This window comes from Polaromonas sp. P1_F6, assembly GCF_056405695.1.
In genome coordinates this window covers 286,552-311,787 of record NZ_JBFUBQ010000006.1, presented here as the reverse complement: position 1 = coordinate 311,787, position 25,236 = coordinate 286,552, and the positions used below count along the sequence as shown (strand labels likewise).

At 62.0% G+C, this 25,236-nt stretch carries 24 protein-coding genes and 1 other RNA gene; 8 read left to right on the top strand and 17 right to left on the bottom strand.

All coding sequences use genetic code 11. From position 1 onward, the window contains the following. Nucleotides 1-42 precede the first annotated feature (42 nt). From AC1DY9_RS18225 to AC1DY9_RS18215, 3 genes are all read right to left on the bottom strand, one after another. Nucleotides 43-633 carry a hypothetical protein gene (locus tag AC1DY9_RS18225; RefSeq protein WP_457278621.1) on the bottom strand — a complete coding sequence of 197 codons (591 nt, stop codon included), beginning with the start codon at nt 631-633 and terminating at the stop codon, nt 43-45. Further along, entirely contained in the window at nt 630-1,766 is a 1,137-nt protein-coding gene (locus AC1DY9_RS18220; protein WP_457278622.1) for a M48 family metalloprotease, read from the bottom strand. The genes AC1DY9_RS18225 and AC1DY9_RS18220 overlap by 4 nt, the downstream gene beginning before the upstream one ends. Nucleotides 1,767-1,828: 62 nt before the next feature. Then, nucleotides 1,829-2,545 (bottom strand): hypothetical protein, encoded by a 717-nt coding sequence (locus AC1DY9_RS18215; protein ID WP_457278623.1) that lies wholly within the window; start codon nt 2,543-2,545, stop codon nt 1,829-1,831. 181 nt (nt 2,546-2,726) lie between these two features. Between AC1DY9_RS18215 and AC1DY9_RS18210 the strand changes: the two genes are divergently transcribed. From AC1DY9_RS18210 to moeA, 4 genes are all read left to right on the top strand, one after another. Next, nucleotides 2,727-3,488 carry an SDR family oxidoreductase gene (locus tag AC1DY9_RS18210; RefSeq protein ID WP_457279763.1) on the top strand — a complete coding sequence of 254 codons (762 nt, stop codon included), beginning with the start codon at nt 2,727-2,729 and terminating at the stop codon, nt 3,486-3,488. A 392-nt stretch (nt 3,489-3,880) separates the two neighbouring features. Further along, nucleotides 3,881-5,011 carry a GTP 3',8-cyclase MoaA gene (gene moaA, locus AC1DY9_RS18205; protein WP_457278624.1) on the top strand — a complete coding sequence of 377 codons (1,131 nt, stop codon included), beginning with the start codon at nt 3,881-3,883 and terminating at the stop codon, nt 5,009-5,011. 25 nt (nt 5,012-5,036) lie between these two features. After that, nucleotides 5,037-5,663, top strand: coding sequence for a molybdenum cofactor guanylyltransferase MobA (mobA, locus tag AC1DY9_RS18200; RefSeq protein WP_457278625.1), 627 nt, complete (start codon nt 5,037-5,039; stop codon nt 5,661-5,663). Next, the gene (gene moeA, locus AC1DY9_RS18195; RefSeq protein ID WP_457278626.1) at nt 5,660-7,033 is read left to right on the top strand and encodes a molybdopterin molybdotransferase MoeA; all 1,374 of its coding nucleotides are present in this window, start codon (nt 5,660-5,662) and stop codon (nt 7,031-7,033) included. Before mobA ends, moeA begins: the two co-directional genes overlap by 4 nt. Nucleotides 7,034-7,062: 29 nt before the next feature. Here the strand turns inward: moeA and AC1DY9_RS18190 are convergent, their stop codons facing one another. The 5 genes from AC1DY9_RS18190 to AC1DY9_RS18170 form a co-directional block, all read right to left on the bottom strand. Further along, on the bottom strand, nt 7,063-8,304 hold the full coding sequence (locus AC1DY9_RS18190; RefSeq protein ID WP_457278627.1) for a hypothetical protein: 1,242 nt from the start codon (nt 8,302-8,304) through the stop codon (nt 7,063-7,065). Nucleotides 8,305-8,361: 57 nt separating this feature from the next. Continuing rightward, nucleotides 8,362-11,541: an efflux RND transporter permease subunit gene (locus AC1DY9_RS18185; protein ID WP_457278628.1), complete on the bottom strand. Its 3,180-nt coding sequence runs from the start codon at nt 11,539-11,541 to the stop codon at nt 8,362-8,364. A 33-nt stretch (nt 11,542-11,574) separates the two neighbouring features. After that, nucleotides 11,575-12,963 carry an efflux RND transporter periplasmic adaptor subunit gene (locus AC1DY9_RS18180; RefSeq protein ID WP_477667245.1) on the bottom strand — a complete coding sequence of 463 codons (1,389 nt, stop codon included), beginning with the start codon at nt 12,961-12,963 and terminating at the stop codon, nt 11,575-11,577. A gap of 273 nt (nt 12,964-13,236) precedes the next feature. Further along, complete coding sequence (rnhA, locus tag AC1DY9_RS18175; RefSeq protein ID WP_457278630.1) at nt 13,237-13,719, bottom strand: ribonuclease HI; 483 nt, start codon at nt 13,717-13,719, stop codon at nt 13,237-13,239. Between the two features lie 53 nt (nt 13,720-13,772). Next, nucleotides 13,773-14,612, bottom strand: a complete 840-nt coding sequence (locus AC1DY9_RS18170) for a class I SAM-dependent methyltransferase (protein ID WP_477667244.1) — start codon at nt 14,610-14,612, stop codon at nt 13,773-13,775. A gap of 12 nt (nt 14,613-14,624) precedes the next feature. Between AC1DY9_RS18170 and gloB the strand changes: the two genes are divergently transcribed. Both gloB and AC1DY9_RS18160 read left to right on the top strand, forming a co-directional pair. Continuing rightward, a complete protein-coding gene (gene gloB, locus AC1DY9_RS18165) occupies nt 14,625-15,395 on the top strand; it encodes a hydroxyacylglutathione hydrolase (protein WP_457278632.1) in 771 nt (256 codons plus the stop codon). Then, on the top strand, nt 15,392-16,951 hold the full coding sequence (locus tag AC1DY9_RS18160) for a transglycosylase SLT domain-containing protein (RefSeq protein WP_457278633.1): 1,560 nt from the start codon (nt 15,392-15,394) through the stop codon (nt 16,949-16,951). Before gloB ends, AC1DY9_RS18160 begins: the two co-directional genes overlap by 4 nt. A gap of 45 nt (nt 16,952-16,996) precedes the next feature. On the opposite strand, the gene AC1DY9_RS18155 is transcribed toward AC1DY9_RS18160, so the two are convergent. The 8 genes from AC1DY9_RS18155 to dnaX all read right to left on the bottom strand — a co-directional run bounded on the left by AC1DY9_RS18155 (nt 16,997) and on the right by dnaX (nt 23,938). After that, complete coding sequence (locus AC1DY9_RS18155) at nt 16,997-17,149, bottom strand: DUF3096 domain-containing protein (RefSeq protein ID WP_348050368.1); 153 nt, start codon at nt 17,147-17,149, stop codon at nt 16,997-16,999. Between the two features lie 132 nt (nt 17,150-17,281). Beyond that, nucleotides 17,282-18,121: an ABC transporter permease gene (locus tag AC1DY9_RS18150; RefSeq protein WP_477667243.1), complete on the bottom strand. Its 840-nt coding sequence runs from the start codon at nt 18,119-18,121 to the stop codon at nt 17,282-17,284. Nucleotides 18,122-18,123: 2 nt separating this feature from the next. Next, the gene (locus tag AC1DY9_RS18145; RefSeq protein ID WP_477667242.1) at nt 18,124-18,951 is read right to left on the bottom strand and encodes an ABC transporter ATP-binding protein; all 828 of its coding nucleotides are present in this window, start codon (nt 18,949-18,951) and stop codon (nt 18,124-18,126) included. Between the two features lie 183 nt (nt 18,952-19,134). Beyond that, nucleotides 19,135-20,184, bottom strand: a complete 1,050-nt coding sequence (locus AC1DY9_RS18140) for an ABC transporter substrate-binding protein (protein WP_477667241.1) — start codon at nt 20,182-20,184, stop codon at nt 19,135-19,137. Between the two features lie 134 nt (nt 20,185-20,318). Continuing rightward, nucleotides 20,319-20,732, bottom strand: coding sequence for an MAPEG family protein (locus AC1DY9_RS18135; protein ID WP_477667240.1), 414 nt, complete (start codon nt 20,730-20,732; stop codon nt 20,319-20,321). A 71-nt stretch (nt 20,733-20,803) separates the two neighbouring features. Continuing rightward, entirely contained in the window at nt 20,804-21,430 is a 627-nt protein-coding gene (gene recR / locus AC1DY9_RS18130; protein WP_457278638.1) for a recombination mediator RecR, read from the bottom strand. Nucleotides 21,431-21,651: 221 nt separating this feature from the next. Beyond that, complete coding sequence (locus tag AC1DY9_RS18125) at nt 21,652-21,984, bottom strand: YbaB/EbfC family nucleoid-associated protein (RefSeq protein ID WP_457278639.1); 333 nt, start codon at nt 21,982-21,984, stop codon at nt 21,652-21,654. Nucleotides 21,985-22,078: 94 nt separating this feature from the next. Further along, complete coding sequence (gene dnaX, locus AC1DY9_RS18120; RefSeq protein ID WP_477667239.1) at nt 22,079-23,938, bottom strand: DNA polymerase III subunit gamma/tau; 1,860 nt, start codon at nt 23,936-23,938, stop codon at nt 22,079-22,081. Between the two features lie 189 nt (nt 23,939-24,127). On the opposite strand from dnaX, the gene ffs reads away from it, so the two are divergent. Next, nucleotides 24,128-24,224, top strand: an RNA gene (gene ffs, locus AC1DY9_RS18115) — signal recognition particle sRNA small type. 34 nt (nt 24,225-24,258) lie between these two features. On the opposite strand, the gene AC1DY9_RS18110 is transcribed toward ffs, so the two are convergent. Beyond that, nucleotides 24,259-24,744 carry a low molecular weight protein-tyrosine-phosphatase gene (locus AC1DY9_RS18110; protein WP_477667238.1) on the bottom strand — a complete coding sequence of 162 codons (486 nt, stop codon included), beginning with the start codon at nt 24,742-24,744 and terminating at the stop codon, nt 24,259-24,261. Here AC1DY9_RS18110 and AC1DY9_RS18105 point away from each other — a divergent pair. Continuing rightward, entirely contained in the window at nt 24,682-25,191 is a 510-nt protein-coding gene (locus tag AC1DY9_RS18105) for a hypothetical protein (protein ID WP_477667255.1), read from the top strand. The two genes, AC1DY9_RS18110 and AC1DY9_RS18105, sit on opposite strands and share 63 nt — an antisense overlap. The last annotated feature ends 45 nt before the right edge of the window (nt 25,192-25,236 follow it).

Sequence of the window (25,236 nt, the reverse complement as noted above, 5' to 3'; positions counted from 1 at the left end):
CACGACCCACCTGCAAGCCGCCACCATGGCGGCTCTGCGCTGTCAGCCTTTGATTTGCGCCGTCTTCACAACGCTTTCAGCTTTTGGCAAAAGCCGCGGGAAGAATGAAAGCTTGGGGGCGAGGAAAGTGGCGGCAAATAATTCACCGTTTCGCTGGCTGATCCAGCCGACACCGTTGAGCTGCACGTCATCACCCTTTCTCGTCACGGCGAATTCAAACCGCGCACCTTTTTCACCTGCAAATACCGAGGGCTCAACCTTGGTCATGCTGACGATGGAACCGTCGGCCGAATACATGATTTCGAAAAGATTGACCAGTTGGTCAAGTGGCATACCTGCCTGATAGGTTGGAACACGGGCGGCCTTCTGCCCGGCCGGCACACTGCCTGCAGGCCTGACCAGCAGTGCCTGGCCTGGCTTGATGGCCGCCCACAGGCGCAAATGGTCAAGCGTCAGCCCCTCCTGGGTCCACATGTCAAAAGGCTGCTTGGTGCCGGGAGGGGAAACCTTGTTCCAGGCGTCGGTCACCTTGACGGCCAGCCGGTTATTGACCAGTTGCTCACCTTCAACCTTGGTGATGGACATGCAGCCCGACAGGAAAGCGAAGGCAAGAAGGATCAGGAGTTTTTTCATGGTTTAAGTTCCGCAATGTAATTTTTAATAAGACCCGCATCCGCTGCCTCAGGCGCGACGGTGAGGTATTTTTCGAAGGCTTGTACGGCCGAGGCGGTGTCGGTCCGCTGCTTTTGCACCAGGCCGAGCGCCCTGAAAGCCTCGGCCGGAGCCTGTTCAAGAGCGGTCACGCGTGTCAGGTCGTTCAGGGACTCCTGAAGATCTTCCTTGCCTGCCCGCAACCGATACACCTCACCCCGCGCATACAGCGCCTGGCCATCTTCGGGATTGCGCGACAGCAGGCGATTGAACAGCACCAGGCTTTCTTCAAACTGGCCACGCCGGATTTCATCCTGCAGCCACCCGAAGCGGTGCCGGGACATAACCTGCTGATATTCCGCTGCACCCGTTTTACCGCCGCCGTCGCCTGCCAGGCGGAGCAGATCATCACGGCGCGTCTCCAGCGGGGGATGCGTCGCCATCATGGGACTGCGTTTGCCAACGTCTTCACCGCCCGTGATCTTGAGTTCGCCCAGCAGGTTGTCCCACACTTGCGCAGCCTGCCTGCCGTCGTAACCCGCCCGGGTCATGAGGCGCATGCCCAGACGATCAGCCCGCGTCTCGTGGTCCCGGGAAAAAGCGAAAGCGCCGGCCAGCGCACCAAGCTGGCCAATGGCGCCGACAAGGCCGAACATGCCGATGAACTGGGCAAAGGCGGCCCGGCTTCTCAGGTCCCGCAGGCGCTCCAGCGTGTGCCGTTCGATGTAGTGGCCGATTTCATGGCCCAGTACCGCAGCGAGTTGCGCCTCATTCTCCGCGCGCAGCAGCAAGCCGGTCCAGACCTGCATCATGCCGTTCGGCGCCATGCTGGCATTGAAGAGCGGCGTACGCACCACATGCACACGAATATCGGGGCAGTGGTCTCCCGCAAGACGGCATACCAAGTCTTGCAGATATTGGCTCAGTTGCGGGTCACGTACGGTAAATGGACTGCGCCGCAGGCGCGTTTCCTCGCGGTCCATCATTCCCCACAGGCCGCCCTCATCCGTTTCCAGCGCGGGGCGGGCAAAGCGCTCTGCGGGCAAAGGCGGGATGGAGGCAGCCGCAGGGTTCTCCTGGCCAAAGGCTGACAGGCCTGGCAACAGGGCGCCCATGCCCACGCAGTGCTTGCAGGCCGACCGCAAAAAAGCGCGGCGCCCGCCAGCCGGCATGCCCATCATCTGGCGACCGGAAAGCCCTTGAGAAGGGCTTCGATGGTTTCTTTGGCTGGCTCAGGTTCCCTCAGGTCACCTGAGGCCCGGCGCAAATCATTGAACCAGACAATCCGCCCGTTATTCAAATCGACCAGCGAGGCATAGCCAATCTGCGCGCCCCCGGCAATCCCAACGCCCAGCACAGCCATGGCGATCATCGCGGCCTTGCGCTCGCTGCTGGCATAGCTGTCGCGCATCCAGATGAACAGGGCGTAATCAGCCCCCGTCTTGTCCTTGAGAGGCTTGACGGCATCTCCGAGTGACCAGTTCAGGGCATCGTTCTTGGTGGGCAGCTTGAGTACACCACCAATCATGTGGTGCAGAAAAACAGATTGCGCGACAGCTCCGTGCAGGGAGTTGATGTCCGCGAGTTCGTCCATGTCTTTTTCTTCAAGCCCGATCACGTCAGAACCCAACTTGAGCTTGCTCGAAGCCAGACCGGACTTGACGTTTTTCTGGGCAGCCATGGTCCAGTCGGCCCTGGGCTCCTGCACGCCGCCGGCACCGATGGAAAAGAGCTCGAGGTCTGCGGGCACGACAACCAGCTTCGAGGCCGCTGCGCGTTCCGAGAATCCGGGTGCCAGGTTCTTGCTGGATTGTTGCGCGTGCGCTGTCCCCGCGAAAAGCACCAGCGCACACAAGGCTGCACCCGCACCGGTGCGGGCAAATTGATAACTCATGAAATCCCTCCCTTTTATAAAGCGCATTGTAGATGTAACTTCATGTTTCACGAATCCCGTCAAGCGAGAGAGACAGAGGGAAAACCCGCACCACCGTGATCAGCAACAATAAGCAATGGAAGCCGCACGCCACCGTACGGCAGCGTGCGCCGGCAGCAACCTTTACGAGAAAGACAAAATCATGCGGGTCAAGGACAAATCCATCATCGTGACCGGCTCCGGAGGCGGTATCGGGGAAGGCATCGCGCGGCGGCTGGCGGCCGAGGGCGCCAGGGTCATCGTCAACGACATCAATGTGGCGCTGGGCGAGAAAGTCGTCGCTGCCATCGTCAAGGCCGGCGGCACAGCTTCGTTCTTTGCCGCCGACGTCACAAAGTCCGCCGAGGTCAAGGCGCTGGTGGCTGCCGCTGTGCAGCGCTACGGCCGGCTCGACGTGATGGTCAGCAACGCCGGCTGGACGCACCGCAACCAGCCAGCACTTGATGTCAGCGAAGACGATTTCGACAAGTGCTACGCCATCAACGTCAAGAGCATTTACCTGGCTACCATCCACGCCACGCCGGTATTTCGCGAGCAAGGCGGGGGCAGTTTCATCAACATTGCGTCGACGGCGGGGGTACGCCCCCGTCCTGGCCTGACCTGGTACAACGGCTCCAAGGGGGCCGTCATCACGACCTCCAAGTCGCTGGCGGCCGAGCTCGGCCCCGATAACATCCGGGTTAATTGCATCAACCCGGTATTCAACCCCGACACAGGCCTCTCGGCCGAATTCGCGGGTGGCCCGCTGGATGAAGAACGCAAGGCGAAGTTTCGCGCGAGCATTCCGCTGGGACGTTTTTCGACCGCGCTGGATGTGGCCAATGCCGCGCTTTACCTGGCCAGCGACGAAGCGGACTTCATCAGCGGTGTATGCCTGGAAGTAGACGGCGCCCGGTGTGTGTAGAGCCCCCACGGTCGCTCACTTCGTGTAGCCCTTTTCCCCTTGCAGGGGACGGTGCCTGCGGCCCGGCAAAGCCAGTCCCGCGGCTCATGCTGGGTTTAAGAGTTCTGTGCGTAACCAGTGCGAGGTATTTCACCAATGGGTGCCGCGGAACCGGCTTTGCCGGGCCGCAGGCACCGTCCCCTGCAAGGGGAAAAGGGCTACACGAAGTGAGCCCGATAGGGGTGTGCCAATTTTTCGGCTTCGCCGGCCCCAGGCGCCGCCCCCTTGAGGGGGGAACGGGCTACACGAAGTGAGCCTGGACGGGGGTGAGCCAATCCCTCTTTGGGGATAAGGCCTGGTTTTAGTGCCCCAGCCGGGCCAATGGGGTAAATTCTCCCTTTGGGCTCCTCACGATGACGACCGACAAAATCATTCCGCTGGCAGATATTCGCTACGCAAGCCGCGTACCGCATATCCCTGCCCGGTTGTCTGCCCCGACGGGCCTGCTGAGCGACACGCTGGGCCGGCCGCTGCGGGATTTGCGCATCAGCGTGACGGATCGCTGCAATTTCCGCTGCAGCTACTGCATGCCGCGCGAGGTATTCGACAAGGACTACGCTTTCCTGCCGCAAACCTCGCTGCTGAGTTTTGAGGAAATCACGCGCCTGGCGAAGATTTTTGTGGCTCATGGGGTCGAGAAAATCCGGCTGACGGGCGGCGAGCCGCTGCTGCGCAAGCACCTGGAGATACTGATCGAAATGCTGGCGAAGCTGCAAACGCCGCAGGGCAAGCCGCTGGACATCACGCTGACCACCAACGCCTCGCTGCTCGCCAAAAAAGCCCAATCCCTCAAGGATGCTGGACTGCAGCGCGTCACCGTGAGCCTTGATGCGCTGGACGACACCATCTTCCGTCGCATGAACGATGTGGACTTTCCGGTAGCCGACGTGCTCAAGGGCATCGAAGTGGCGCAAAAGGTTGGCCTGGCGCCGCTCAAGGTCAACATGGTGGTCAAACGCGGCACCAACGACGCCGAGATCGTACCCATGGCCCGGCATTTCCGCCACAGCGGGGCGGTGTTGCGCTTCATCGAATACATGGACGTGGGCGCCACCAACGGCTGGCGCATGGACGAGGTCCTGCCTTCAGCCCAGGTGGTGGAACGCCTCAACGCCGAATTTCCCTTGGTAGCCATAGACCCCAACTACGCTGGTGAGACCGCCGAGCGCTGGCGTTATGCCGATGGCGCTGGCGAGATTGGCGTGATCAGCAGCGTGACCCAGGCTTTTTGCAGCGACTGCAACCGGGCAAGGCTATCGACCGAGGGCAAGCTGTTTTTATGCCTGTTTGCCAGCCAGGGCCAGGACTTGCGCGCCCTGCTGCGCGGCGGCTACGGCGACGACCAGATCGCGGCGGCTGTGGCCCATATCTGGCAAGGGCGCGATGACCGCTATTCGGAGTTGCGCGCTGCGATGCCCGCTGACACCAGCACACCCGATTCAAACAACGCCAAGCGCGTTGAGATGAGCTACATAGGCGGCTGATTTGACAACCCACGACCACAACACCATGCCCATCCACGCCGAAGCCATCACCGGCGTGATCCTCGCCGGTGGCCGTGGTTCGCGCATGGGCGGGGTCGACAAAGGCCTGCAGAACTTCAACGGCGTTCCTCTCGCCCTGCACACGCTGATGCGGCTGTCGCCCCAGGTCGGTGACGTGATGATCAATGCCAACCGCAACCTGTCCGCTTATGAATCATTCGGCGTTCCGGTGTGGCCCGACAGTACCGGGCTGGGCGAGTTTGCCGGGCCGCTGGCAGGATTCCTGACGGGCCTGGAGCGTTGTGAAACCCCTTACCTGTTGACTGTGCCCTGCGACACCCCGCTGTTTCCCGACGACCTGGTGGCACGGCTTGCCGAAGCACTTGCGCAGGACGGTGCTGACTTTGCCGTGGCGGCGGCGCCCGAAGAAGATGGGCAGCTCAGGCCCCAACCGGTGTTTTGCCTCATGGGTACCCACATGCTGGAAAGCCTGGTGCGCTTCACCCACAGTGGCGGCCGCAAGATAGACGCCTGGACGGCGCAGCACAAAACAGCCGTCGTGCCGTTTGACAAACCCGGCGACGACAGCCGCAGCTTCTTCAACGCCAACACACTGGCCGAGCTGCACCAGCTGGAATCCCGCCAGCCGTGAAAACACTCGACCAGATTGCCGCGGAGCTGCAAGGCTACGACCCCCAGGCCCTGTCTGCCGACCAGGTATTGGACTTCCTGTCGCGGCTGGTTATGCCGGTGCAGGAGCAGCTCGAGTTGCCCTTGATGGAGGCTTTCGGGCGGGTGCTGGCCCAGGATGTGGTTTCGCCGTTTGACGTGCCGCCGCACGACAACTCTGCTATGGACGGTTATGCCTTCGATGGTGGGCAGTTGGCTGCAGGCAAGGCGCTCGAGCTGCAGGTGGCCGACGGAACAGCGCTGGCGGGCAAAGCCTGGCAAGGCAGCGCCGGGCCAGGCCAGTGCGTCAAGATCATGACCGGCGCCATCATGCCCTCCGGCCTGGACACCGTGGTGCCGCAGGAGTTTGTCACCCTGCACCAGGATGGCCAGGGCTCGCGCATCAGCATCCCGTCGGGTTTGCTCCGGCCCGGCGACAACCGCCGGCTGCGCGGCGAGGACCTCATGCAAGGCCGGCCGGCGCTATTAAAAGGTGAGCGTATTACGCCCGCCCGCCTTGGGCTTGCAGCCTCTTTGGGCCTTAAAACACTGGCCACCTGGCGGCCGCTGCGGGTGGCCTACTTCTCCACTGGCGATGAGATTTTGTCGCTGGGCGAAGCACCGCGCGAAGGCGCGGTGTATGACAGCAACCGCTACACCGTCTTCGGCATGCTCAGCCGGCTGGGCTGCGAGGTCATCGACATGGGCGTGGTGCGTGACGAGCCGGCGCTTCTGGAGGCCGCATTCAAACGCGCGGCAACCGAGGCCGACGCTGTCATCACCTCCGGCGGTGTCAGCGTGGGCGAAGCAGACTTCACCAAGGCCATGATGAAGAAGCTGGGCGACGTGGCTTTCTGGCGCATTGCGATGCGGCCAGGCCGGCCCATGGCCGTGGGACGGATTTCAATAGAGAAATCGACCTCTAACCCAATAGTTACAGGCGCAAGCAGCTATGAAAAAGATAGCGCCCCACACTCATACCCAAATCCCAACCCCAACGGCGCCATCCTTTTTGGCTTGCCCGGCAATCCCGTTGCGGTGATGGTGACGTTCCTGGCCTTTGTGCGCCCCGCCCTGCTCCAGATGATGGGCGCCAGCGCCGCGCCGGCGCCGTTGCTCAAGGCACGCAGCCTGGAGCCCATTCGCAAGAAACCGGGGCGTACCGAATACCAGCGCGGCTGGGTATCCACCGCGCCCGACGGCTCCCTGGAGGTCCGGACCACCGGCAGCCAGGGCTCGGGCGTCTTGCGCTCCATGGCCGAGGCCAACGGCCTGATGGTGCTTCACCATGCGCAGGGCAATGTCGCTGCAGGGGACCCGGTTGACGTCCTCATGTTTGAGGGCGCCCTGTAAATCCCTTGAATGCACGGCGCTGGCAGACCCTAGTCGTTCCGGGTGCCCGTTAACGGGGGTAGGTCTTCGTAGCCGAAAAAATAGGGCACAACCCGAAAGCTCATCAGCAAGCCGCCGTTTTCCGGCGTTGCGTTCAGGCGTTCGTAGTCATGCGCGGCCAGGTGCTGTATTTTTGCGGCATCGCGCTGCCGGCTGAAAACATCATGACGCCACTGATAGACCTCACTGAGTTTTTCCTCGTAGGTGTAGTGGTGGTCGTTGTCGTTGTAATAGTCGTCAAACCGGTTGCCGCCCAGATAGATGGCATTGGAGCCTTCATACCCCGTTTTCTGGCTGGTGCGCTGGTCGGTGTTCAGAAAATAAGCCCAATCGCCCGGGACAAAGTTGCCGGCGGCAACACCGCCCACCATGCGCAAGACCTTGCCTGGCCGTTCAAGCTCCAGCGGATCAAAATCCGTTTCAAAACTCCACATACGGCCGGGTTCCAGGTCAACCAGCGGCTCACCATCGGCCAGTAATCGCCGCTCCACGCCTTGCGCCCTGCCCACGTCCTTCTTGACGCGGCGGAAGTAATCCAGTGCACCCTGGGCGAATACCACCTTGGTCGCGGCGTAGCAGCCTATCTCGTATTTCCCCTGCTCAAAAAACATGTCATTGAGGGCTTTGTGCAAAGGGGTACGAAGCTTGGGCGTTCCATTGATCCAATAGCGGGCATTCCACTTGGCAGGGCCACCCTCTGGCCAGCCCCATTCCAGCACCTCTGCCCAGATCACGGTGTTCTGGCGAATCCCGACATGGTCGGCCAATGCCTGCACATCGCAAGCCTTTCCCCTGAATTCGGTCAATCGGCCCGGGTGCAAAAGGGCCAACAGGATTTCTTTTTTGGAAACCGTCTTGAGCTTGCGTGTCTTGTTGTTTCTCACCGGCACCAGCACTACCTCGTCCTTGATCGCCAGCTCCGGGCGTTGCGCCAAAAACAGGGTGCTCACGGCCGCGCCTGAGCCCAGCAGGGAATACGTCATGGTGCCCCGCGGCTTGTCGACAGTTTCCTGAACCAGGCGGGCTGGAATGCCGAGCTGCTGGAGATATCGGAACATGTGGGGGCCGAGCCGCTCCAGCTGGGACGGTGAACAGAAGAACTGCACGCCATATGCGCCCGTTCCAGGCGCTTCCTGGGCTTGCGCAGAAGCCGTATGGGCCAGCGCAAGCAGGAACGGAATCAGGAGAAAAGAAGCAACTGTACGGATTCGGCCCGCTGGGTTTGCGGTCAAACCGGTTTTCTCATCAGCATGCCAGGGACCCGGCCTGGGGCACGCGGTTCCTCATGATCATTTCGCCACGTACTCCGGGTGTTCAAGGTGTTCATCGGGTTGCTCCCTGGCAATGGCCTTGTTGGCCCCTGGGACCGCCTTGCGGGCAAACAGCGTGTACATGGTGGGCACCACAAACACAGTGAGCAAAGTGCCCAGCGACATGCCCCCCACGATAACCCAGCCGATCTGCGTGCGGCTTTCGGCACCCGCGCCCTTGGCCAGGGCCAGCGGCAAGGCTCCCAGCACCATGGCACCAGTCGTCATCATGATGGGGCGAAGGCGCTGCGATGACGCCTTGACCAGCGCGTCGATCATTTCCATGCCCTGCCCGCGCAACTGGTTGGTGAACTCCACAATCAGGATGCCGTGCTTGGTGATCAGGCCAACCAGCGTGATCAGACCAATTTGGGAATACACATTGAGAGAGCCGCCCGACCATTTGAGTGCCAGCAAGGCCCCGATCATGGACAGCGGCACCGACAGCATGATGACCAGCGGATCGATAAAACTTTCAAACTGTGCGGCCAGCACCAGGAAAATAAACACCAGTGCCAATACAAACACAATGGCCAGGGCGCCCTGCGAGTTTCTGAACTCGCGCGAGGTGCCGTTCAGGTCGGTGCTGTAGCCGGTCTTGAGCACCTTGGCGGCGGTCTGGTCCATGAACTTGAGCGCTTCGCCCAGCGAATAGTCGCCCGCAAGGCTGGCCGTGATGGACACCGAGCGACGCTGGCCGAAATGGTTCAACTCGCGAGGTGACACGCTTTCACGCACCTTCACCAGTGCCGACAGCGGAATCATCGCGTCGTTGCGGCCCCGCACATAAATGCGGTCGATGTCTTCAGGCGTGGTGCGGCCGCTGGCTTCGGTCTGCACGATCACGTCGTACTGCTCGGCATCGCGCTTGTAGCGCGTTACGTTGCGCCCGCCCAGCAGGGTCTCGATGGCCTTCGCGACAACCTGGACGCTGACGCCGAGGTCGGCCGCCTTGTCCCGCTCTACCTCAATGCGCAGCTCTGGCTTGTTCAGCCGCAGGTCTACGTCGGGCGAGACGATGCCGGGGTTTTTGGCGATCTCTTCCAGCATCTGGCGCACCACGGTGTTCAGGTTCTGGTAACTGTCGGAGGTCTGGATCACAAAATTGAGCGGCCGTTCGCGAAAGCCCTGCCCGAGGGACGGCGGTGTGATCGGAAAGGCGGTAACACCGGGCAGTGCGTTGAATTTGGGCTGCAGCTCGCGTGCCATGTCGATGGTGGAGCGCGTACGCTTGTCCCAGTCGACTGTGCGGTACACCACGCTGGCCTGCGCCACCGTCGGGTTGCCCACGTTGGCAAAAATACGGTCGAACTCGGGAAAGGGTTCACCCATTTTTTCCAGCGCCCTGGCATAGCGGTTGGTGTAGTCCAGCGTGGCGCCGTCAGGGGCATTGACGTTGGCCAGAATTACCCCGCGGTCTTCAATGGGCGAAAGCTCCTGCTTCATGCTCGGGAAAACCAGTGCAATGGCCAGGGCACTGAGCACCATCACGCCGATAACAAGCCAGCGGGCCTGCAAGGCCATGCCTTTGAGCCGCTGGGCCAGCGAGGGCCGGCCGGCAGGGTCAGCCTCCGCCACGGGCACGTAACGTGTGGTGACGACCCAACGCAGCACTGAGCCGTAGCGGTCGGAGATCGACGTCAACGCCCGTTCCATGAACCGGTCAAAACGATTGGGCTTGGGATTGTGCTTGAGCAGTTGGGTGCACATCATGGGCGTCAGCGTCAGCGCCACAAAGCCCGACACCACCACCGCACCGGCAAGCGCCAGGGCAAACTCCACGAAGAGCCGCCCGGTGCGGCCCGGCGTAAACGCCAGCGGCGCATACACGGCTACCAGCGTGGCCGTCATGGTGACCACGGCAAAGCCGATCTCACGCGCGCCCTTGATGCCGGCCGAGAACGGGTCCATGCCCTCCTCAATGTGCCGGAAGATGTTTTCCAGCATCACGATGGCATCGTCCACCACCAGGCCGATAGCCAGAACCAGCGCCAGCAGGGTCAGCGTGTTGATGGTGAAGCCCGCCAGCGCCATCATGCCGAAGGTGCCGATCAGGCTCACCGGGATGGTGACGATGGGGATGATGGAGGCACGCAGGGTGCGCAGGAACACAAAGATCACCAGGGCCACCAGCACAATCGCCTCGGCGATGGTGTGGTACACGTTGTTCACGGAACGGTCGATGAACACCGAGTTGTCGTTGGCGACGTCAATCAGCATGTCGGACGGCAGGTCGGCCTTCAGCTTGGGGAAGGCCTCCCGCACACCCCTGGACAGGTCCAGCGGGTTGGCCGTTGCCTGGCGGATGACGCCGACTGCCACAGCGGAGCGGCCGTTGAGCCTGACCGCCGTGCGCTCGTCGGCCGCGCCCTCCTCCACGCGCGCGACGTCACGCACCTTGACGGAAAAGCCGTTCACATTCTTGATGACGATCTCGCGAAACTGCGCGGGCCTGACGAGGTCAGTCTGCGAGGTCACGCTGAATTCGCGCTGCTGGGACTCGATGCGGCCGGCCGGCAGCTCGAGGTTGCTGCGGCTGATGGCGTCTTCCACGTCCTGCGTGGTCAGCTTGTAGGAGGCAAGCTTGTCGGTATCCAGCCAGACGCGCATGGCGTACTTGCGCTCGCCAAAGACGCGCACGTCGGCCACGCCGGTCACGGTCTGCAGGCGCGGCTTGACGATGCGGTTGACCAGGTCGTTGATCTGCAGCGGCGTCAGTGAATCGCTGGAAAAAGCCACCTGGATGACCGGAAAGGCATCGGCCTCAACCTTGGCGATCACAGGCTCTTCAATCGCCTGAGGCAGCCGGTTGCGCACCCGCGACGTACGGTCGCGTACTTCAGCGGCAGCCGAGTCAGCGTCTTTTTCGAGCCTGAAACGCACGCTGATCTGCGCCTGGTCGGCACGGCTGATGGAGGTGATGACGTCGACAGCATCAATGCCTGCGATGGAATCTTCCAGCGGCTTGGTCACCTGCGTTTCTATGACCTCCGCGGATGCGCCTGCATAGCGCACGCTCACGGTCACAACGGGTTCATCGATCTTGGGATACTCACGCACCGAAAGGCGGTTGAAGCTCACCGCGCCAACCAGCACGATGAGGAGGGACAGCACGGTGGCAAAGACCGGGCGGCGTATGGAAACTTCAGCGAGTTGCATAAGGGCCTGTGGGGGCTATGGCGCGGCTGCCGCTCAAGCGGGGTCGCGCGCTGGCGGGCCGGCCGGGCGGCGTTCGGCCGGGGCCACGCTACGCACCGGCACCAGGGCTCCTGGGGCCTCCGACACCACCACGCCACAGGGGTTGGGGCCTGCCGGCGGCGCTTGCGGTGCGGCGGCCACAGCTTTGGCCGGCGTGGCCGCAGCCGCAGGGGCCGTTGCGGCAGCTGCCGCGGGCGCAGTACCGGCAGCGGCAGCTTTTGCGTTGCCCGCGCGGGCAGAAGCATTTGCGGCCAGATCCACCACGGCCACCACGGTGCCGTCACGCTGCACGCGCTGATGGCCGGTCGCAACCACCACGTCGCCGGACTCCAGGCCTTCGAGGATCTCGACCTTGCCGGGGCTGCGCAGGCCGACCTTGACTTCCACGCGCTTGGTCGTGCGGGTCTGCTCGTTCGGGCCTTCCAGCAGCTTGATGACGAACTGCCGGCCGCCCTGCGGGACAATCGCTTCCTCGGGCACCACGCGCGCGTTCTCGCGCACGCCGAACACCGTGTTGACCCGGGCGAACATGCCGGGCCGCAGCTGCAGCTGGCGGTTGTCGATGCAGCCGCGGATGCCAATGGAGCGGCCATTGGCGTCGATCAGCGGGTCGATGGCCTGGATTTGCGCGTTGTATTTGCGCCCTGGCAAGGCGTCGATGTCGAGGACAGCTGTCTGGCCGCGCCTGACCTTGTTCTGGAAGCGTTCGGGCAGCCGGAAATCGACAAAGATGGCCTCGATGTCCTCGATGTTGACGATGTCCGCGCCGTCTTTCAGGTAGTCGCCCACGTTCACGAGCCGGATACCGGCGATGCCGTCAAATGGCGCGACGATCTTCAGCCGCGCGGCCGTGGCCTTGGCCAGCGACAGCTTGGCCTCGGCCACCTGCAGGTTGGCGGCGCTTTCATCGAGCGAGCGCTGGCTGATGAAGTTTTGCGCCACCAGTTCCTGGTTGCGCTTCTGGTTGGCCCGCGCGATCGACAGTTCGGCCTGGCTTTGCTGCACCTGCGCCAACGGCAACTGGTCGTCGAACTGCACCAGAACCTGGCCTTTGCGCACACGCTGGCCATCGGTGAAATTGAGCTGGGTGATGCGCCCGCTGACCTCGGGGCGCAAGACCACGCCGCGGCGCGAACGCAAACTGCCCACGGCCGAGGTGTCATCCGACAGTCTGGCGAGTTCCACCTTCGCGGCTTCCACGGTCACCGGTTTTCCAGCGGCGGCGCCGTTGGTGCCATTGCCGGCGCCCTGGCCCGTCGAGGCAACCGGAGAAGACTCGGCCGCACCGCCCTGCGCCTTGGGTTTTTGCAGCCACCAGGCAGCACCCGAGGCGACCGCTATGCCCGCTACCGCGACCGCTGTGTAAATTGCTTTTGATGCCATGGGGAGGAAAACTTGTTATACAAAGAGATACAAACTTCCAATGTAGCAGGACACCATGGCGCGCGCAGCCTTTTTCTGGCCTCTGCGCAGGGTGAGCGCGGTAGCTTTACAACGGCTTTACCAAACGGCGCGGGCGAGCAAAACGGTGCGGATGCTATGTACGCTTATGGTGCGTTCCGGAAGGCGCAGTTTTTTTGTGTGGGCCAAGGCTGTTTGGTGCGTGTTTTGCGCACATGTTCCCACCCCGGCTTCAGACTCCCTGACAGGTCTTTGTTACAAGCGGCCGAGCGCGCGTTCCACGCCTTTGTTGGCCAGTGCGTCGGCACGCTCGTTGCCGGGGTCACCGGCATGGCCCTTGACCCAACGCCAGTCGATTTTGTGGCCGCTGGAGACGACAAGGGCGTCCAGGCGCTGCCAGAGATCCACATTCTTGACCGGCGCCTTGGCCGCTGTACGCCAGCCCCGGGCTTTCCAGCCGTGAATCCACTCGGTAATGCCCTTGCGTACGTATTCGCTGTCCAGGTAAAGCGTCACGCTGCAGGGCCGCTTCAGCGCCGCCAGCGCCTCGATGACGGCAGTCATTTCCATGCGGTTGTTGGTAGTGCCAAGTTCGCCGCCAAATAGCTCTTTTTCGGTGCCGCCCATTGCCAGCAGCGCCCCCCAACCTCCGGGGCCGGGGTTTCCCTTGCATGCGCCGTCGGTATAGATCACGACGTGTTGTGGTTGTGGCGTTGTGCCTGTTGGTGTGTCGGTCATGCGTTACAAATGCTCCCGGGAAGCTCCAAAGAGCAGCCGGTGGTTAAAGAAAATCAGGCAGGCGGCTGAGAGCGGGATGATCGGGTGAGCGGCTCCTTGTTGGCTATCGCGGCGGGTGCCGTCGCCGGCGCCCTTCGCGCCTTCCAGGCGGGCTCAAGCAAGCGGACTCCCCGTACACGCTTGACCGCCGCGAGGAAATAAACAGCGCCAAAAATTGGCCACCAGCGTTCCCCCGCCGCATCCATCCACTCGAACCGGTCCAGCCAGGCCTGACTTGTGAGCGCCGGCCGGTAGCAGCCGAAGCGCCCCGACTCTACCTCAAAGTCCAGCAGCCTCAGCCAGTCGCGAAGGCGCCAGTAGCCGATGAACTCGCCTGTTTTGGGAAGAAACAGGTTGTCATACCCCCAACGCTGGTAGATGTGGCCGCGGCGCTGGCGCAGCCCCCACAAGCTGGTCGGGTTGAAGCCGCTGATGACCACCCGCCCTTCCGGAACAAGTACCCGGCTCACCTCGCGCAGGCTGGCATGCGGGTCGCTGCTAAGTTCGAGCGTGTGCGGCAATACCACCAGGTCCAGGCTGTTCTCCGGGAATGGAAGTGCTCCCGCATCGGTCAGGAGCGCCGCGCGCCGGGAACTTGCGGCCGTGCGGCCGCTCGTATCTGTAGCCGGGGACTTTCCGGGTTCAGATGGCGGCGGCAATGAATCCAGCGCCAGCCATTTGTGCGGCATGCGATTGGCTTGCAGGGCGTCGAGCTCCGGCAGGCCCAGTTGCAGGGCGTGGTAACCAAAAACGTCACCGACGGCCTGGTCAAAATGCGCGCGCTCCCAGTCCAGAAGATAGCCACCGGGAGGGGTCTTCAGCCAGTCCGTCAAACCTATAATTTCAGAGCTCATTGAGACCACTGTATGTATTTGATTCCCATTCCTGCCTTTGACGACAACTACCTCTGGTTGTTGCATGACGGCAGGCGCGCCCTGGTCGTGGACCCGGGAGATGCCGGGCCGGTGCAGCGCACCCTGGAGCAGCATGCGTTGCAACTGGAGTCGATTCTAGTCACGCATCACCATGCAGACCATACAGGCGGCGTAGATGCCCTTCGCGAGGCAACAGGTGCTCAGGTCTGGGGCCCGGCCACCGAACACATTCCGCGGCCATACACGCCCCTCAGCGGTGGCGACACAGCGAAAGCCCTTGGTCTTAATTTTCAGGTGATTGATGTACCTGGCCATACCGCAGGCCACATTGCTTTCTACACGCCCGAGGTGAACGGCAGGCCGCTGCTGTTTTGCGGCGACACGCTGTTCTCGGGAGGCTGCGGACGTTTGTTTGAGGGTACACCGGCGCAAATGCTGACCTCGCTCGACAAGCTGGCTGCGTTGCCCGGCAACACCGTCGTCTGTTGTACCCATGAATACACACTCAGCAATCTGCGCTTTGCCATGGCGGTCGAGCCGGAAAACACCGACCTGGCGGCGTATCAGGCGCAATGCGTTGCGCTTCGCACCCAGGAAAAGCCGACCTTGCCGACCTCTGTGGCCCAGGAATTGCTGATCAACCCCTTCTTGCGGACCCGCCAACCCACTATCATGGCTGCTGCCCGGCACTTTGATGCGTCGGCCCGAGACGACAACACCGTATTTGCCGCCATCCGGCAGTGGAAAAACCAATTCAAATGACGCCACACGACCGAACCACTGCAGCCGCTCCTCTTCCCAAACTCATCAATTTCCGTATTGTTCCGCTGGCGTTTCTGCTTGTGGCGACGCTGCTAGCGGGCTGCGCCACACAGCCACCCGGCATGCCGGGTGACCCGGTCCTCACAACAGGAACAAGCCCCACCGCCAAACCGCAAGTGCCGGGCGGCCCGCTTCAAGCCATCACACCAGGTCAGATCGGCTCTTACCAGATCGCCTCCACGGAACCTCCCAAGGAACTATGGGACCGTATTCGCCGCGGCTTCGCCATGCCCGACCTGCAAAATGAGCTGGTGACGGATCGCGAGCAGTGGTATGCCAGCCGGCCGGACTATATCCTGCGCATGACCGAGCGCTCCAGCAAATACCTTTTTCATATCGTTGAAGAACTCGAGCGCCGCCAGATGCCGACGGAACTGGCCCTGCTGCCGTTCATCGAAAGCGCTTTTAACCCGCAAGCCGTTTCCAGCGCCAAAGCCGCCGGCATGTGGCAGTTCATGCCGGCCACCGGTAAATATTTCGACCTGAAGCAAAATGCTTTCCGTGACGACCGGCGCGACGTACTGGCTTCCACCCGAGCAGCGCTGGACTACCTGCAAAAGCTGCATGGCATGTTTGGCGACTGGCATCTGGCGCTGGCGGCCTATAACTGGGGTGAAGGCAGTGTGGGCCGCGCCATTGCCAAAAACCAGAGAGCGGGACTGGGCACCAGCTACACCGACCTGAACATGCCGGCAGAAACCCGGCTCTATGTGCCCAAGCTGCAGGCCGTCAAGAACATTGTGGCCAATCCCCAGGCATTTCGCACCGAGCTGCCGTTGATCGAAAACCACCCTTATTTTCAGCAGGTGCTGATCACACGCGACATTGATGTGGCCCTGGCCGCACGCCTTGCCGACGTCAAGATTGAAGACTTCAAGGCACTGAACCCTTCGGCGCACCGCCCCGTCATCATTGCGGCGGGGACGCCCCAGATCCTGCTTCCCTGGGATAACGCTACGGTGTTCCAACGTAATTTCGAGGCCTACACCCAGGGGCAATACGCCAGCTGGACCGCCTGGTCAGCCCCCAGCACCATGAACCCGGCCGAAGCGGCGCGGCGTACCGGCATGAGTGAAGCCGATCTGCGCAGCGTCAACAACATACCGCCGCGCATGCTCATCAAGGCCGGTTCGACCTTGCTGGTGCCGCGTTCAGCCAAGGTTGAAAACGACGTTACCAGCCACGTTGCGGATACCGCGCAGGTCTCGTTCGCTCCTGAAGTCGTGACGCGCCGCACCACCGTCAAGGCCCGCAAGGGCGAATCGGTCGCGACCATTGCCAAGCGCTACGGCCTGAGCGCTGCCAGCGTTGCCGAATGGAACAATGTCAGCACTTCCAGCGCTTTCAAACTGGGCCATCAGGTGGTGGTTTTTCTTCCGGTCAAAAGCCACGCCTCCAAAAGCCAGGCCTCAGCCTCCAGCCGCAGTCGCGGCAGTTCCGCGAAAGTGACCAAACGCAGCAATACCAAGACGGTCGTCAAGTCCAAAAAACGTTGACGCTCCGGAGCACGCACTTCAGCAGTCACCAACTGCGGGCTGCTGCTACAGCTTGAACGAACCGCTGCCGAACAGCCCGATCAGGCCGATGACGATCAGGTAAATCGCCACGATGTAATTGAGCAGGCGCGGTATCAGCAGGATAAGGATCCCCGCGATGAGCGACACGATGGGGCCGATGCTGAGTGAAAGATTCATGGTGTGTCCTTGGAGTGAAGCCGGCTCGCCGCTGCTGCGCATGGCAGAAGCGGTGCAGGCAGCCACGACTTTAAGGAGCCGCCCGGCCACAGGCTGTAGGACGACAGGAAGAGTTGCGGTACAGGGAAAACGTCAGAGTTTTTCTGTCTCACCGGTGCGCGGCTGCCATTTCATGAGCCGCTTCTCCAGCTTGCCAACAATGCCGTCCAGCACGAGGGCGAACGCCGTCAGCACCACGATGCCGGCAAACACCGTGTTCACGTCAAACGTGCCCTCGGCCTGCAAAATCAGGTAGCCCACTCCGCGCGCCGACCCCAGGTATTCACCCACGACGGCTCCGACAAACGCCAGGCCCACAGAGGTATGCAGGCTGGAAAACACCCAGCTGGTCGCGCTTGGCAGGTACACCGTGCGCAACAGCTGGCGCTGGTTGGCGCCCAGCATGCGGGCATTCGCCAGCACCACCGGGCTGACCTCTTTCACACCCTGGTAAACATTGAAAAACACGATGAAAAATACCAGCGTGACCGCCAGCGCTACCTTGCTCCAGATGCCAAGGCCAAGCCACAGCGAGAAGATCGGCGCCAGAATCACCCGCGGCATCGAGTTGGCGGCTTTGATGTAAGGGTCCAGGATCGCGCTGGCCGTAGGGGCCAAGGCCAGCCACAGCCCGCAGGCCAGGCCCAGCGCCGTGCCTATGCCGAAGGCCAACACAGTTTCCAGCAGGGTGGTGCCCAGATGAAGGTAGATGTCGGCGTTGCCTGCCAGTCCATCGGGGAACAGGCCGCTCCGCCCGAAGCCAAAGGGCATGAACCAGCTCCATATCTTGCCGGCCACCTTGATCGGCTCGCCCAGGAAAAAAGCAATTTTCTGGTCGCGCGACGCCAGGTGCCAGCCGATCAGAATGAATACCAGCAAACCGACTTGCCATGCGCGGAGATTGCTTTCAGAGGGCTTGAGATGGCGCCACATGATCAGGCTGCCTTCTTGAGTTGCTGTGCATAGCCTTTAAGCACTTCATCGCGCAGCACGTCCCAGATCTGTTTGTGCAGCTCCACAAAACGCGGCTGGCTGCGCACCTCCGCCACGTCACGCGGGCGCGGCAGGTCAATCGCGAATTCGCCGATGGGATGCGTGCCGGGGCCAGCCGACAGCACCACCACCCTGTCGCTCATGGCAATGGCTTCGTCCAGATCGTGCGTGATGAACAGCACCGCCTTTTTCTTGGCAGCCCACAGGTCCAGCACTTCGTTTTCCATGAGCTGGCGTGTCTGAATATCCAGCGCACTGAACGGCTCGTCCATCAGGATGATGTCGGGGTCCAGTGCCAGCACCTGGGCCAGTGCGGTGCGTTTGCGCATGCCGCCCGAAAGCTGGTGCGGATAGCGGTCACCGAACTCGCCCAGGCCCACACGTTCCAGCCAGGCCTGCGCCTGGCGGCGGGCTTCATCGTCGGGAATGCCCCGGTATTGCAATCCCATCATCACATTGGCGATGGCGCTGCGCCATGGCATCAAAGCTTCGGTCTGGAACATGTAGCCGGCGCGGGTGTTGATGCCGCCCAGCGGCTGGCCAAACACCCGAACCTCGCCGGAAGACGGCTCCAGCAAACCGGCACCAATATTGAGCAACGTGGATTTACCGCACCCTGTAGGCCCGACAACCGAAACGAATTCACCGGCCCGTATGCGCAAGGTAGTGTCGCTCACCGCCGTATAACGCTGGCCCGCATCGTCGCGCGAGTGAAAGGTACAGCTGATGTTGATCAACTCCAGGGCGTAGGCGTCGTCGGGTTCTGGCATGGCGGGAGCTTACAGCAAGGTGCTTGCACGAGGCAGGTCAAAGAGGAGGGATTGGAGAGCACCGAACGATCAACGCGGGCATCCGTCTTCACCAGCAGGGGCCGCGGAACCGGCTTTGCCGGGCCGCAGGCGCAGCGCCCCCTCGGGGGGCAGCGAACCACACGCAGTGGGGAGCGTGGGGGCTCAAGCTTTGAATCGGTCCTTGGCCTTGCGCGCAAACTCGTTGGTATAGGTCTTGGCGATGTCGATCTTGTCGGCCTTGATGCTGGGGTCAAAGCTTGCCAGTGCCTTGAGCGCCGTGCGCGCGCCATCATCAGGAATGATGCCGTCAAGCGAGATCGACTCACGCACCTTGTTGAATGACGCAAGGTACAGCGCCCGGTCACCCAGCAGGTAGCTCTCGGGCACGGTCTTGATGATGTCACCGGGGCCTGCCGTCTGCAGCCATTTGAGCCCATGCACGATCGCATTGGCCAGTGCCTGGCAAGTGTTGGGATTTTTCTGGACGAACTCTATCGGGGCGTACAGGCAGGCCGCCGGCATGGAACCGCCAAAAACTTCGATCGTGCCCTTGAGGGTGCGCGTATCGCTGATGATCTTTACCTCGCCCTTTTGCTCGAGCATGGTCATGACCGGGTCGGTATTGCTCATGGCATCGATCTGCCCCGAACGCATCGCGGTCAGTGCGCCCGCCGCAGTGCCGACTCCGATAAAACTCACGTCGCCGGGTTTGAGGCCTGCGCGCGAAAGTACCAGGTTGGCCATCATGTTGGTGGACGACCCCGGCGCAGACACACCGATTCTCTTGCCCTTCAGGTCCGCGACCGTTTTGTAGTTGGGCATGTTTTTGGTCGAGACGCCAAAAGCGATTTGCGGCGCCCTGCCCTGCAGCACAAAAGCCTGGAACATCTGGTTTTTGGACTGAAGGTTGATGGTGTGCTCGAAAGCACCCGAGCAGACGTCGGCAGAGCCGCCCACCACGGCCTGCAGCGCGCGTGCGCCACCGGCGAAGTCGCTGATTTCAATGTCCAGGCCTTCGGCCTTGAAATACCCCAGTTGCTCGGAAATGGTGAGAGGCAGGTAATAGAACGCAGCCTTGCCGCCGACCGCCAGCGCAATTTTTGTTTTCTCGAGCCTGGGCTGCGCGCGAAGCACCGGCAATGCCAGCGTTGCTGCTGCCAGTGCGGTGCCACCGGCAAAAGCCCGGCGGGAAATCAGGGGTTGGCGATTCATGCAAGCCTCTCTCTTTTTTTGATGTCACAAGCTTATCGAGGCATAAAAAAACCCGCATCGGGGTGATCCCGTGCGGGTTTTTACCGAAGGTGATCGCGTTACCAGAGGTAACTTTCACACTCGCGACGCATGTGTCAACGAAAGCCGGAAAAAAGAATGACGATATTGATAAAAAGTGCACACGCCCAGATGGCCGAGCGGGCTTTGGCCAGGTCTGCGATGTACATCATGATGTAGGCAATGCGCAGCACGACAAAGAGCAATGCCAGGATGTCCAGCCGTGTCTGCCCCGCCTGCAGGATGTGCGCAATGATCACTGCGGCAAAGAAAAAGGGCAGTGCCTCAAATGTGTTGGCTTGTGCGGCGTTGGCCCGGGCACGCCAATCGGTTTGCTGCGCCAGCCAGCCTCGCGGGTTGTGGTTGTCATATCCACCATCGCGCCGCGGGGTGCTCATCGTGCCGTATTTGGCAATGGCGGCACACACAATGGGCAACAGGGCCGCAATCAGAACACACCAATAGGCGATGGTGAAGCGTGCGAATGTCATGGTGGGTTCCTTTCGTTATGGTCGCCCGCTGCGGGCATGAAGCTGTCAAGATAAAACTAAAAACACCGCCCTCACCTGCGGTCCACCAACGCGTGGGCAATGGTGCCCAAATCTACGTATTCAAGTTCGCTTCCCACCGGCACTCCGCGCGCCAGGCGCGTCACCTGGACGCCGCGGCTTTTCAGCGCTTGTGCAATCACGTGCGCAGTGGCTTCGCCTTCGGCCGTGAAATTGGTCGCCAGGATGACTTCCTGCACTTCGCGCGATGCAGGCGGCAACGCCTCGCCGCGCTCGTTCTTGGGCACCACGCGGTCAAACAGTTTTTGCAAGCCGATGTCGTTGGGGCCTATGCCGTCAAGCGGGCTCAGCTTGCCCATGAGCACAAAATAAAGGCCCTTGTAGGCCAGCGTGCGTTCAAGGGCAGCCTGGTCGGCCGGTGTTTCAACCACGCACAGCTTGCTGCGGTCACGCTGCGGGTTGGCGCAGGTGGTGCAAACCTCCTGCTCGGTCAGCGTGTTGCACAGGGTGCAATGCCGCACGCTGTTGACGGCGTGCTCCAGCGCACGGGCAATCTGCAGCGCGCCGGGCTTGTCGTGCTGCAGGAGATGGAACGCCATGCGCGCGGCCGACTTGGCACCCACGCCCGGCAGCTTGCGCAGCGCCTGGGTCAAGCCTTCGAGAGCGTTGGAGTCAGCCATGTGGCAGCAGCGACCGAGCGTTGTACCCGCTTTCGCAAGCAGGGGCCGCGGAACCGGCTTTGCCGGGCCGCAGGCGCAGCGGCCCCCGAGGGGCTGAAGCCTGCGGCTCCAAAGCTGCTTGAGCAGCTTTGGACAGGCGACAGAGGCGAAGCGTCTCGCGAGCCGCGGCCTGCAAGGCCTCGGGAGCTACACGCAGTGAGCGACCGTGGGGGCTCACAACTTTAGAAGGGGAGCTTCATGCCGCCGGGAAGGCCGGGCATCCCGGCCGTGAGCTTGCCCATTTTCTCGTTGCTCACTTCCTCGGCCTTGCGCACGGCGGCGTTGAACGCAGCGGCTACCAGGTCTTCCAGCATGTCCTTGTCGTCAGTCAGCAGGCTGGGGTCAATTTCGACGCGTTTGACATCGTGCTTGCAGGTCATGGTGACCTTCACCAGGCCGGCGCCGGCCTCAGCGGTGACTTCCACAAATGCCAGTTCTTCCTGGGCTTTCTTGAGGTTGTCCTGCATCGCCTGCGCCTGCTTCATGAGGCCCGCGAGTTGTCCTTTGTTAAACATGGTAGTTCCTTTAAAACTTGAAATCGAGGTGTGCTTTGCGTCTGAAATTGCGTCGAAATTGGGGGCAGAAATTGGTTTTAAAACCTGCCTTTGATCATATCGACTTCGCGGCCAGCGGCCGGATGCTGCCGGGGACAATTTTGGCGCCCCAGTCGCGAATCATGTCCTGCACAAACGGGTCGTTCTGGATCATTTCTTCGGCAGCGCGCTGCCGCTCGGCCTGTGCTGCCGCATTGCGGCGGGCCGGGGTGTCGGTGACAGGCCCCACTTCCACCGCGAGCCGCAAGGCCGCATCGCCGAGATGCGCCTGCAGTGCGGTTTGCAGCTTTTCACGCGCTGCCGCCTGGTTCAGCGACTCGCGTTCTACCCGAAGCGTCCACAGCCCATCGGCCTGGCTGCGCAGCTCCGACTGCAGGCCCAGCTCACGCGTCAGCGCCGCCACGGCTTCGGCGGCCACCAGCTGGTTGACAGTCTGGCTCCAGTCTTCGCCGTGCGGAACAGGCACCAGAGGCGCAACGGCAGCTGCTGGCGCGCCCGGCTGCGGGCGCTGCTGCGGCACTGGGCGCTCCGGCATCACCACAGGAGCCGCTACTGAATTGATAGCTGCTTGCGCACGTTCCGCTTGGGCTGCGGGCTGTTTTTTCTCAAAATCCTGAGAAGTGGGTGTTTCTTGCGGAACACGCGGCGCAGCAGGCACCGGCTCATCATGGGTAGGTTCGCGTGCAGCGGCAGGCGCCGGCGCCGCGCGCCGTTCAGGCAAAGCCACGGGCGCATGGGCCCGCGCCACCTCAGGCTGGGGCTTTTTTCCAGGCTCGGCGGCACCCCCCGCATGGGTGGTAGCCGAAGCCGACGGTTTGAAGGCTAGCAAGCGCAGCAGCACCATGGTCAGGCCCGCGTATTCGTCGGGCGCCAGGCCCAATTCACCGCGGCCATGCAGGCACAGGCTGTAAAGCAGCTGCGTTTCATCAGCGGGCAGCGCCTGGGCCAGCCGGGCCGTCTCCGCTATGTCCGGGTCGGCCCCGTCGTCACCCGCCCCCATCTCGGGTACGGCCTGCAACACCGCCATGCGTTGCAGCACCGTCGTCATTTCTTCCAGGGTGGAAGCCGCGCTCAAGCCGTTCAGCCGCAACGCTTCGGAGGTTTCGACCACGGTTTTGCCGTCGCCGCGCGCCAGGGCATCAAGCAGGCGGTAGACATAGCTGCGGTCCACGCTGCCCAGCATGGTGCGCACGCTGGCTTCTTCGAGCTTGCCGGAGCCAAAGGCAATGGCCTGGTCCGTCAGCGACAGGGCGTCACGCATGGAGCCGCGCGCCGCGCGGGCCAGCAGGCGCAGCGCCTGTTGCTCGGCCGGAACGTTTTCAACGCCCAGCACTTGCGTCAAATGCTCCAGCACCGTTTCGGGCGCCATGGGCCGCAGGTTGAACTGCAGGCAGCGCGACAGCACGGTAGCCGGCACCTTCTGCGGGTCGGTCGTGGCCAGTACAAACTTCAAATACTCGGGAGGTTCTTCCAGCGTCTTGAGCATGGCGTTGAACGCCGTGTTCGTCAGCATGTGCACCTCGTCGATCATGAAGACCTTGAAGCGGCCGACGACAGGTTTGTAAACGGCCTGCTCGAGCAGTTGTGCGATTTCATCCACGCCGCGGTTGGACGCCGCGTCCAGCTCGGTGTAGTCGACAAAACGACCGCTGTCGATGTCGATACAGGCCTGGCACACGCCACACGGCGTGGCCGTGATGCCGCCCTGCCCGTCCGGGCCCAGGCAGTTGAGCGACTTGGCCAGAATGCGTGAAATGGTTGTCTTGCCCACGCCCCGCGTGCCGGTGAACAGGTAAGCATGGTGCAACCGCTGGGTGGCCAGCGCATTGCCCAGCGCCTGCACCACATGCGACTGCCCCACCATTTCCGAGAAATTTTTGGGGCGGTATTTGCGGGCAAGAACGAGATAGGACATCCGCCCATTCTAGGATATGGCCCCCACGCTTTTCACTTCGTGTAATGCGCTGCCCCCCGAGGGGGCCGCTGCGCCTGCGGTCTGGCAAAGCCAGTCCCGCGGCCCCGGCTGGAATAGATCGCTCGGTGCCCTTTTCACTGATGGGGGTATGCCAGAGGGGTCATTCCCAAGTCCCTTACAATCGAGGGTGACGGGCCTTCCCGCATGGTAAAGCGGCCAACCGGGTCAGGTGGGGAACCAAGCAGCCCTAACTGTGGAGTCAGTGCCGGGGTCAAGGCTCGTCACCTTATTCAAGTTGCAGCGCGCGCAGCCGCTGCCAGTCAATGCGCCGGCTTCAGCTGGCGTTCAACATACCGCATCAGCCCCTCGCAGGCATCCTCCACCAGGTCGAGCACATGCTCAAACCCGTCCTTGCCGCCGTAGTAAGGATCAGGCACAACCGGGCTGTCATGCTTCAGGCAGAACTCCGTGAGCCTGCGCACCTTCCCGAGATGTTTAGCCGGGCACCCTTCCTGAATCAAAGCCAGGTTGTCCCAGTCCATGGCCAGAATCAAATCGTGGCGATCAAAATCCAAATCCGAAATCTGCCGGGCTCTGAGGCCTGAGAGGTCATAACCTCGCCTGGATGCGTGTGCCCGGGAGCGCTCGTCGGGCGGGTTGCCGGGGTGGTAGTTGTGCGTGCCGGCCGAGTCGACCTGGATGTGATGGGTAAGCCCGCGATCCGTAACTTTCTGGAACACACCGTGAGCCGTTGGGCTGCGGCAAATGTTGCCCATGCAGACAAAAAGGATGGAATAGGGTTTCATGGATTGAAGGTTGGGCCGGGATTCGCCATGGAAGGCCCAAAGGACCTGCGGCCCTGGGCTGCCGGAAGCATTTTAGGTTTGACGCTGCCCATCCAGCCGACAAAGCCACCACTAGGCCAGACGGCCCATAGCCACAGCCACCCCATCCGTATACAGTCCATTGACGGAGACAACCATGCAATGCTGATGACCTGCATAGGAGGCCCGCTTCACGGGCTGCAAGTAGGAATTGCCGACGATGCCCTTGTGTATGACGTGCAGGGCAGCAGGCCGCGTGCGCGTTATTTGCGGCAGGTGCCTTCGCAGTACTACGATCCCCGGGCCGGCCATGCCGACTCTGTGGCGTTTTTTGCGTTGAGTTCATTGAGCGGGATGGAGGTGACCGATCTGATCATCGCCCACCTGGAAACTTTTCAGCCCGTGCCGGTTGCGTCAAAGCCAGCCTGACGGCCTCACGGACATCCCAGAAGGCAGGCAGAGAAGTTAACCCGG

What these genes read in the sequence shown, in the direction of transcription:
- AC1DY9_RS18225 (WP_457278621.1), bottom strand. Translation starts at nt 633, where the DNA reads ATGAAAAAACTCCTGATCCTTCTTGCCTTCGCTTTCCTGTCGGGCTGC.
- AC1DY9_RS18220 (WP_457278622.1), bottom strand. Translation starts at nt 1,766, where the DNA reads ATGGGCGCCCTGTTGCCAGGCCTGTCAGCCTTTGGCCAGGAGAACCCT.
- AC1DY9_RS18215 (WP_457278623.1), bottom strand. Translation starts at nt 2,545, where the DNA reads ATGAGTTATCAATTTGCCCGCACCGGTGCGGGTGCAGCCTTGTGTGCG.
- AC1DY9_RS18210 (WP_457279763.1), top strand. Translation starts at nt 2,727, where the DNA reads ATGCGGGTCAAGGACAAATCCATCATCGTGACCGGCTCCGGAGGCGGT.
- moaA (WP_457278624.1), top strand. Translation starts at nt 3,881, where the DNA reads ATGACGACCGACAAAATCATTCCGCTGGCAGATATTCGCTACGCAAGC.
- mobA (WP_457278625.1), top strand. Translation starts at nt 5,037, where the DNA reads ATGCCCATCCACGCCGAAGCCATCACCGGCGTGATCCTCGCCGGTGGC.
- AC1DY9_RS18185 (WP_457278628.1), bottom strand. Translation starts at nt 11,541, where the DNA reads ATGCAACTCGCTGAAGTTTCCATACGCCGCCCGGTCTTTGCCACCGTG.
- AC1DY9_RS18180 (WP_477667245.1), bottom strand. Translation starts at nt 12,963, where the DNA reads ATGGCATCAAAAGCAATTTACACAGCGGTCGCGGTAGCGGGCATAGCG.
- rnhA (WP_457278630.1), bottom strand. Translation starts at nt 13,719, where the DNA reads ATGACCGACACACCAACAGGCACAACGCCACAACCACAACACGTCGTG.
- AC1DY9_RS18170 (WP_477667244.1), bottom strand. Translation starts at nt 14,612, where the DNA reads ATGAGCTCTGAAATTATAGGTTTGACGGACTGGCTGAAGACCCCTCCC.
- gloB (WP_457278632.1), top strand. Translation starts at nt 14,625, where the DNA reads ATGTATTTGATTCCCATTCCTGCCTTTGACGACAACTACCTCTGGTTG.
- AC1DY9_RS18160 (WP_457278633.1), top strand. Translation starts at nt 15,392, where the DNA reads ATGACGCCACACGACCGAACCACTGCAGCCGCTCCTCTTCCCAAACTC.
- AC1DY9_RS18155 (WP_348050368.1), bottom strand. Translation starts at nt 17,149, where the DNA reads ATGAATCTTTCACTCAGCATCGGCCCCATCGTGTCGCTCATCGCGGGG.
- AC1DY9_RS18150 (WP_477667243.1), bottom strand. Translation starts at nt 18,121, where the DNA reads ATGTGGCGCCATCTCAAGCCCTCTGAAAGCAATCTCCGCGCATGGCAA.
- AC1DY9_RS18145 (WP_477667242.1), bottom strand. Translation starts at nt 18,951, where the DNA reads ATGCCAGAACCCGACGACGCCTACGCCCTGGAGTTGATCAACATCAGC.
- AC1DY9_RS18140 (WP_477667241.1), bottom strand. Translation starts at nt 20,184, where the DNA reads ATGAATCGCCAACCCCTGATTTCCCGCCGGGCTTTTGCCGGTGGCACC.
- AC1DY9_RS18135 (WP_477667240.1), bottom strand. Translation starts at nt 20,732, where the DNA reads ATGACATTCGCACGCTTCACCATCGCCTATTGGTGTGTTCTGATTGCG.
- recR (WP_457278638.1), bottom strand. Translation starts at nt 21,430, where the DNA reads ATGGCTGACTCCAACGCTCTCGAAGGCTTGACCCAGGCGCTGCGCAAG.
- AC1DY9_RS18125 (WP_457278639.1), bottom strand. Translation starts at nt 21,984, where the DNA reads ATGTTTAACAAAGGACAACTCGCGGGCCTCATGAAGCAGGCGCAGGCG.
- dnaX (WP_477667239.1), bottom strand. Translation starts at nt 23,938, where the DNA reads ATGTCCTATCTCGTTCTTGCCCGCAAATACCGCCCCAAAAATTTCTCG.
- AC1DY9_RS18110 (WP_477667238.1), bottom strand. Translation starts at nt 24,744, where the DNA reads ATGAAACCCTATTCCATCCTTTTTGTCTGCATGGGCAACATTTGCCGC.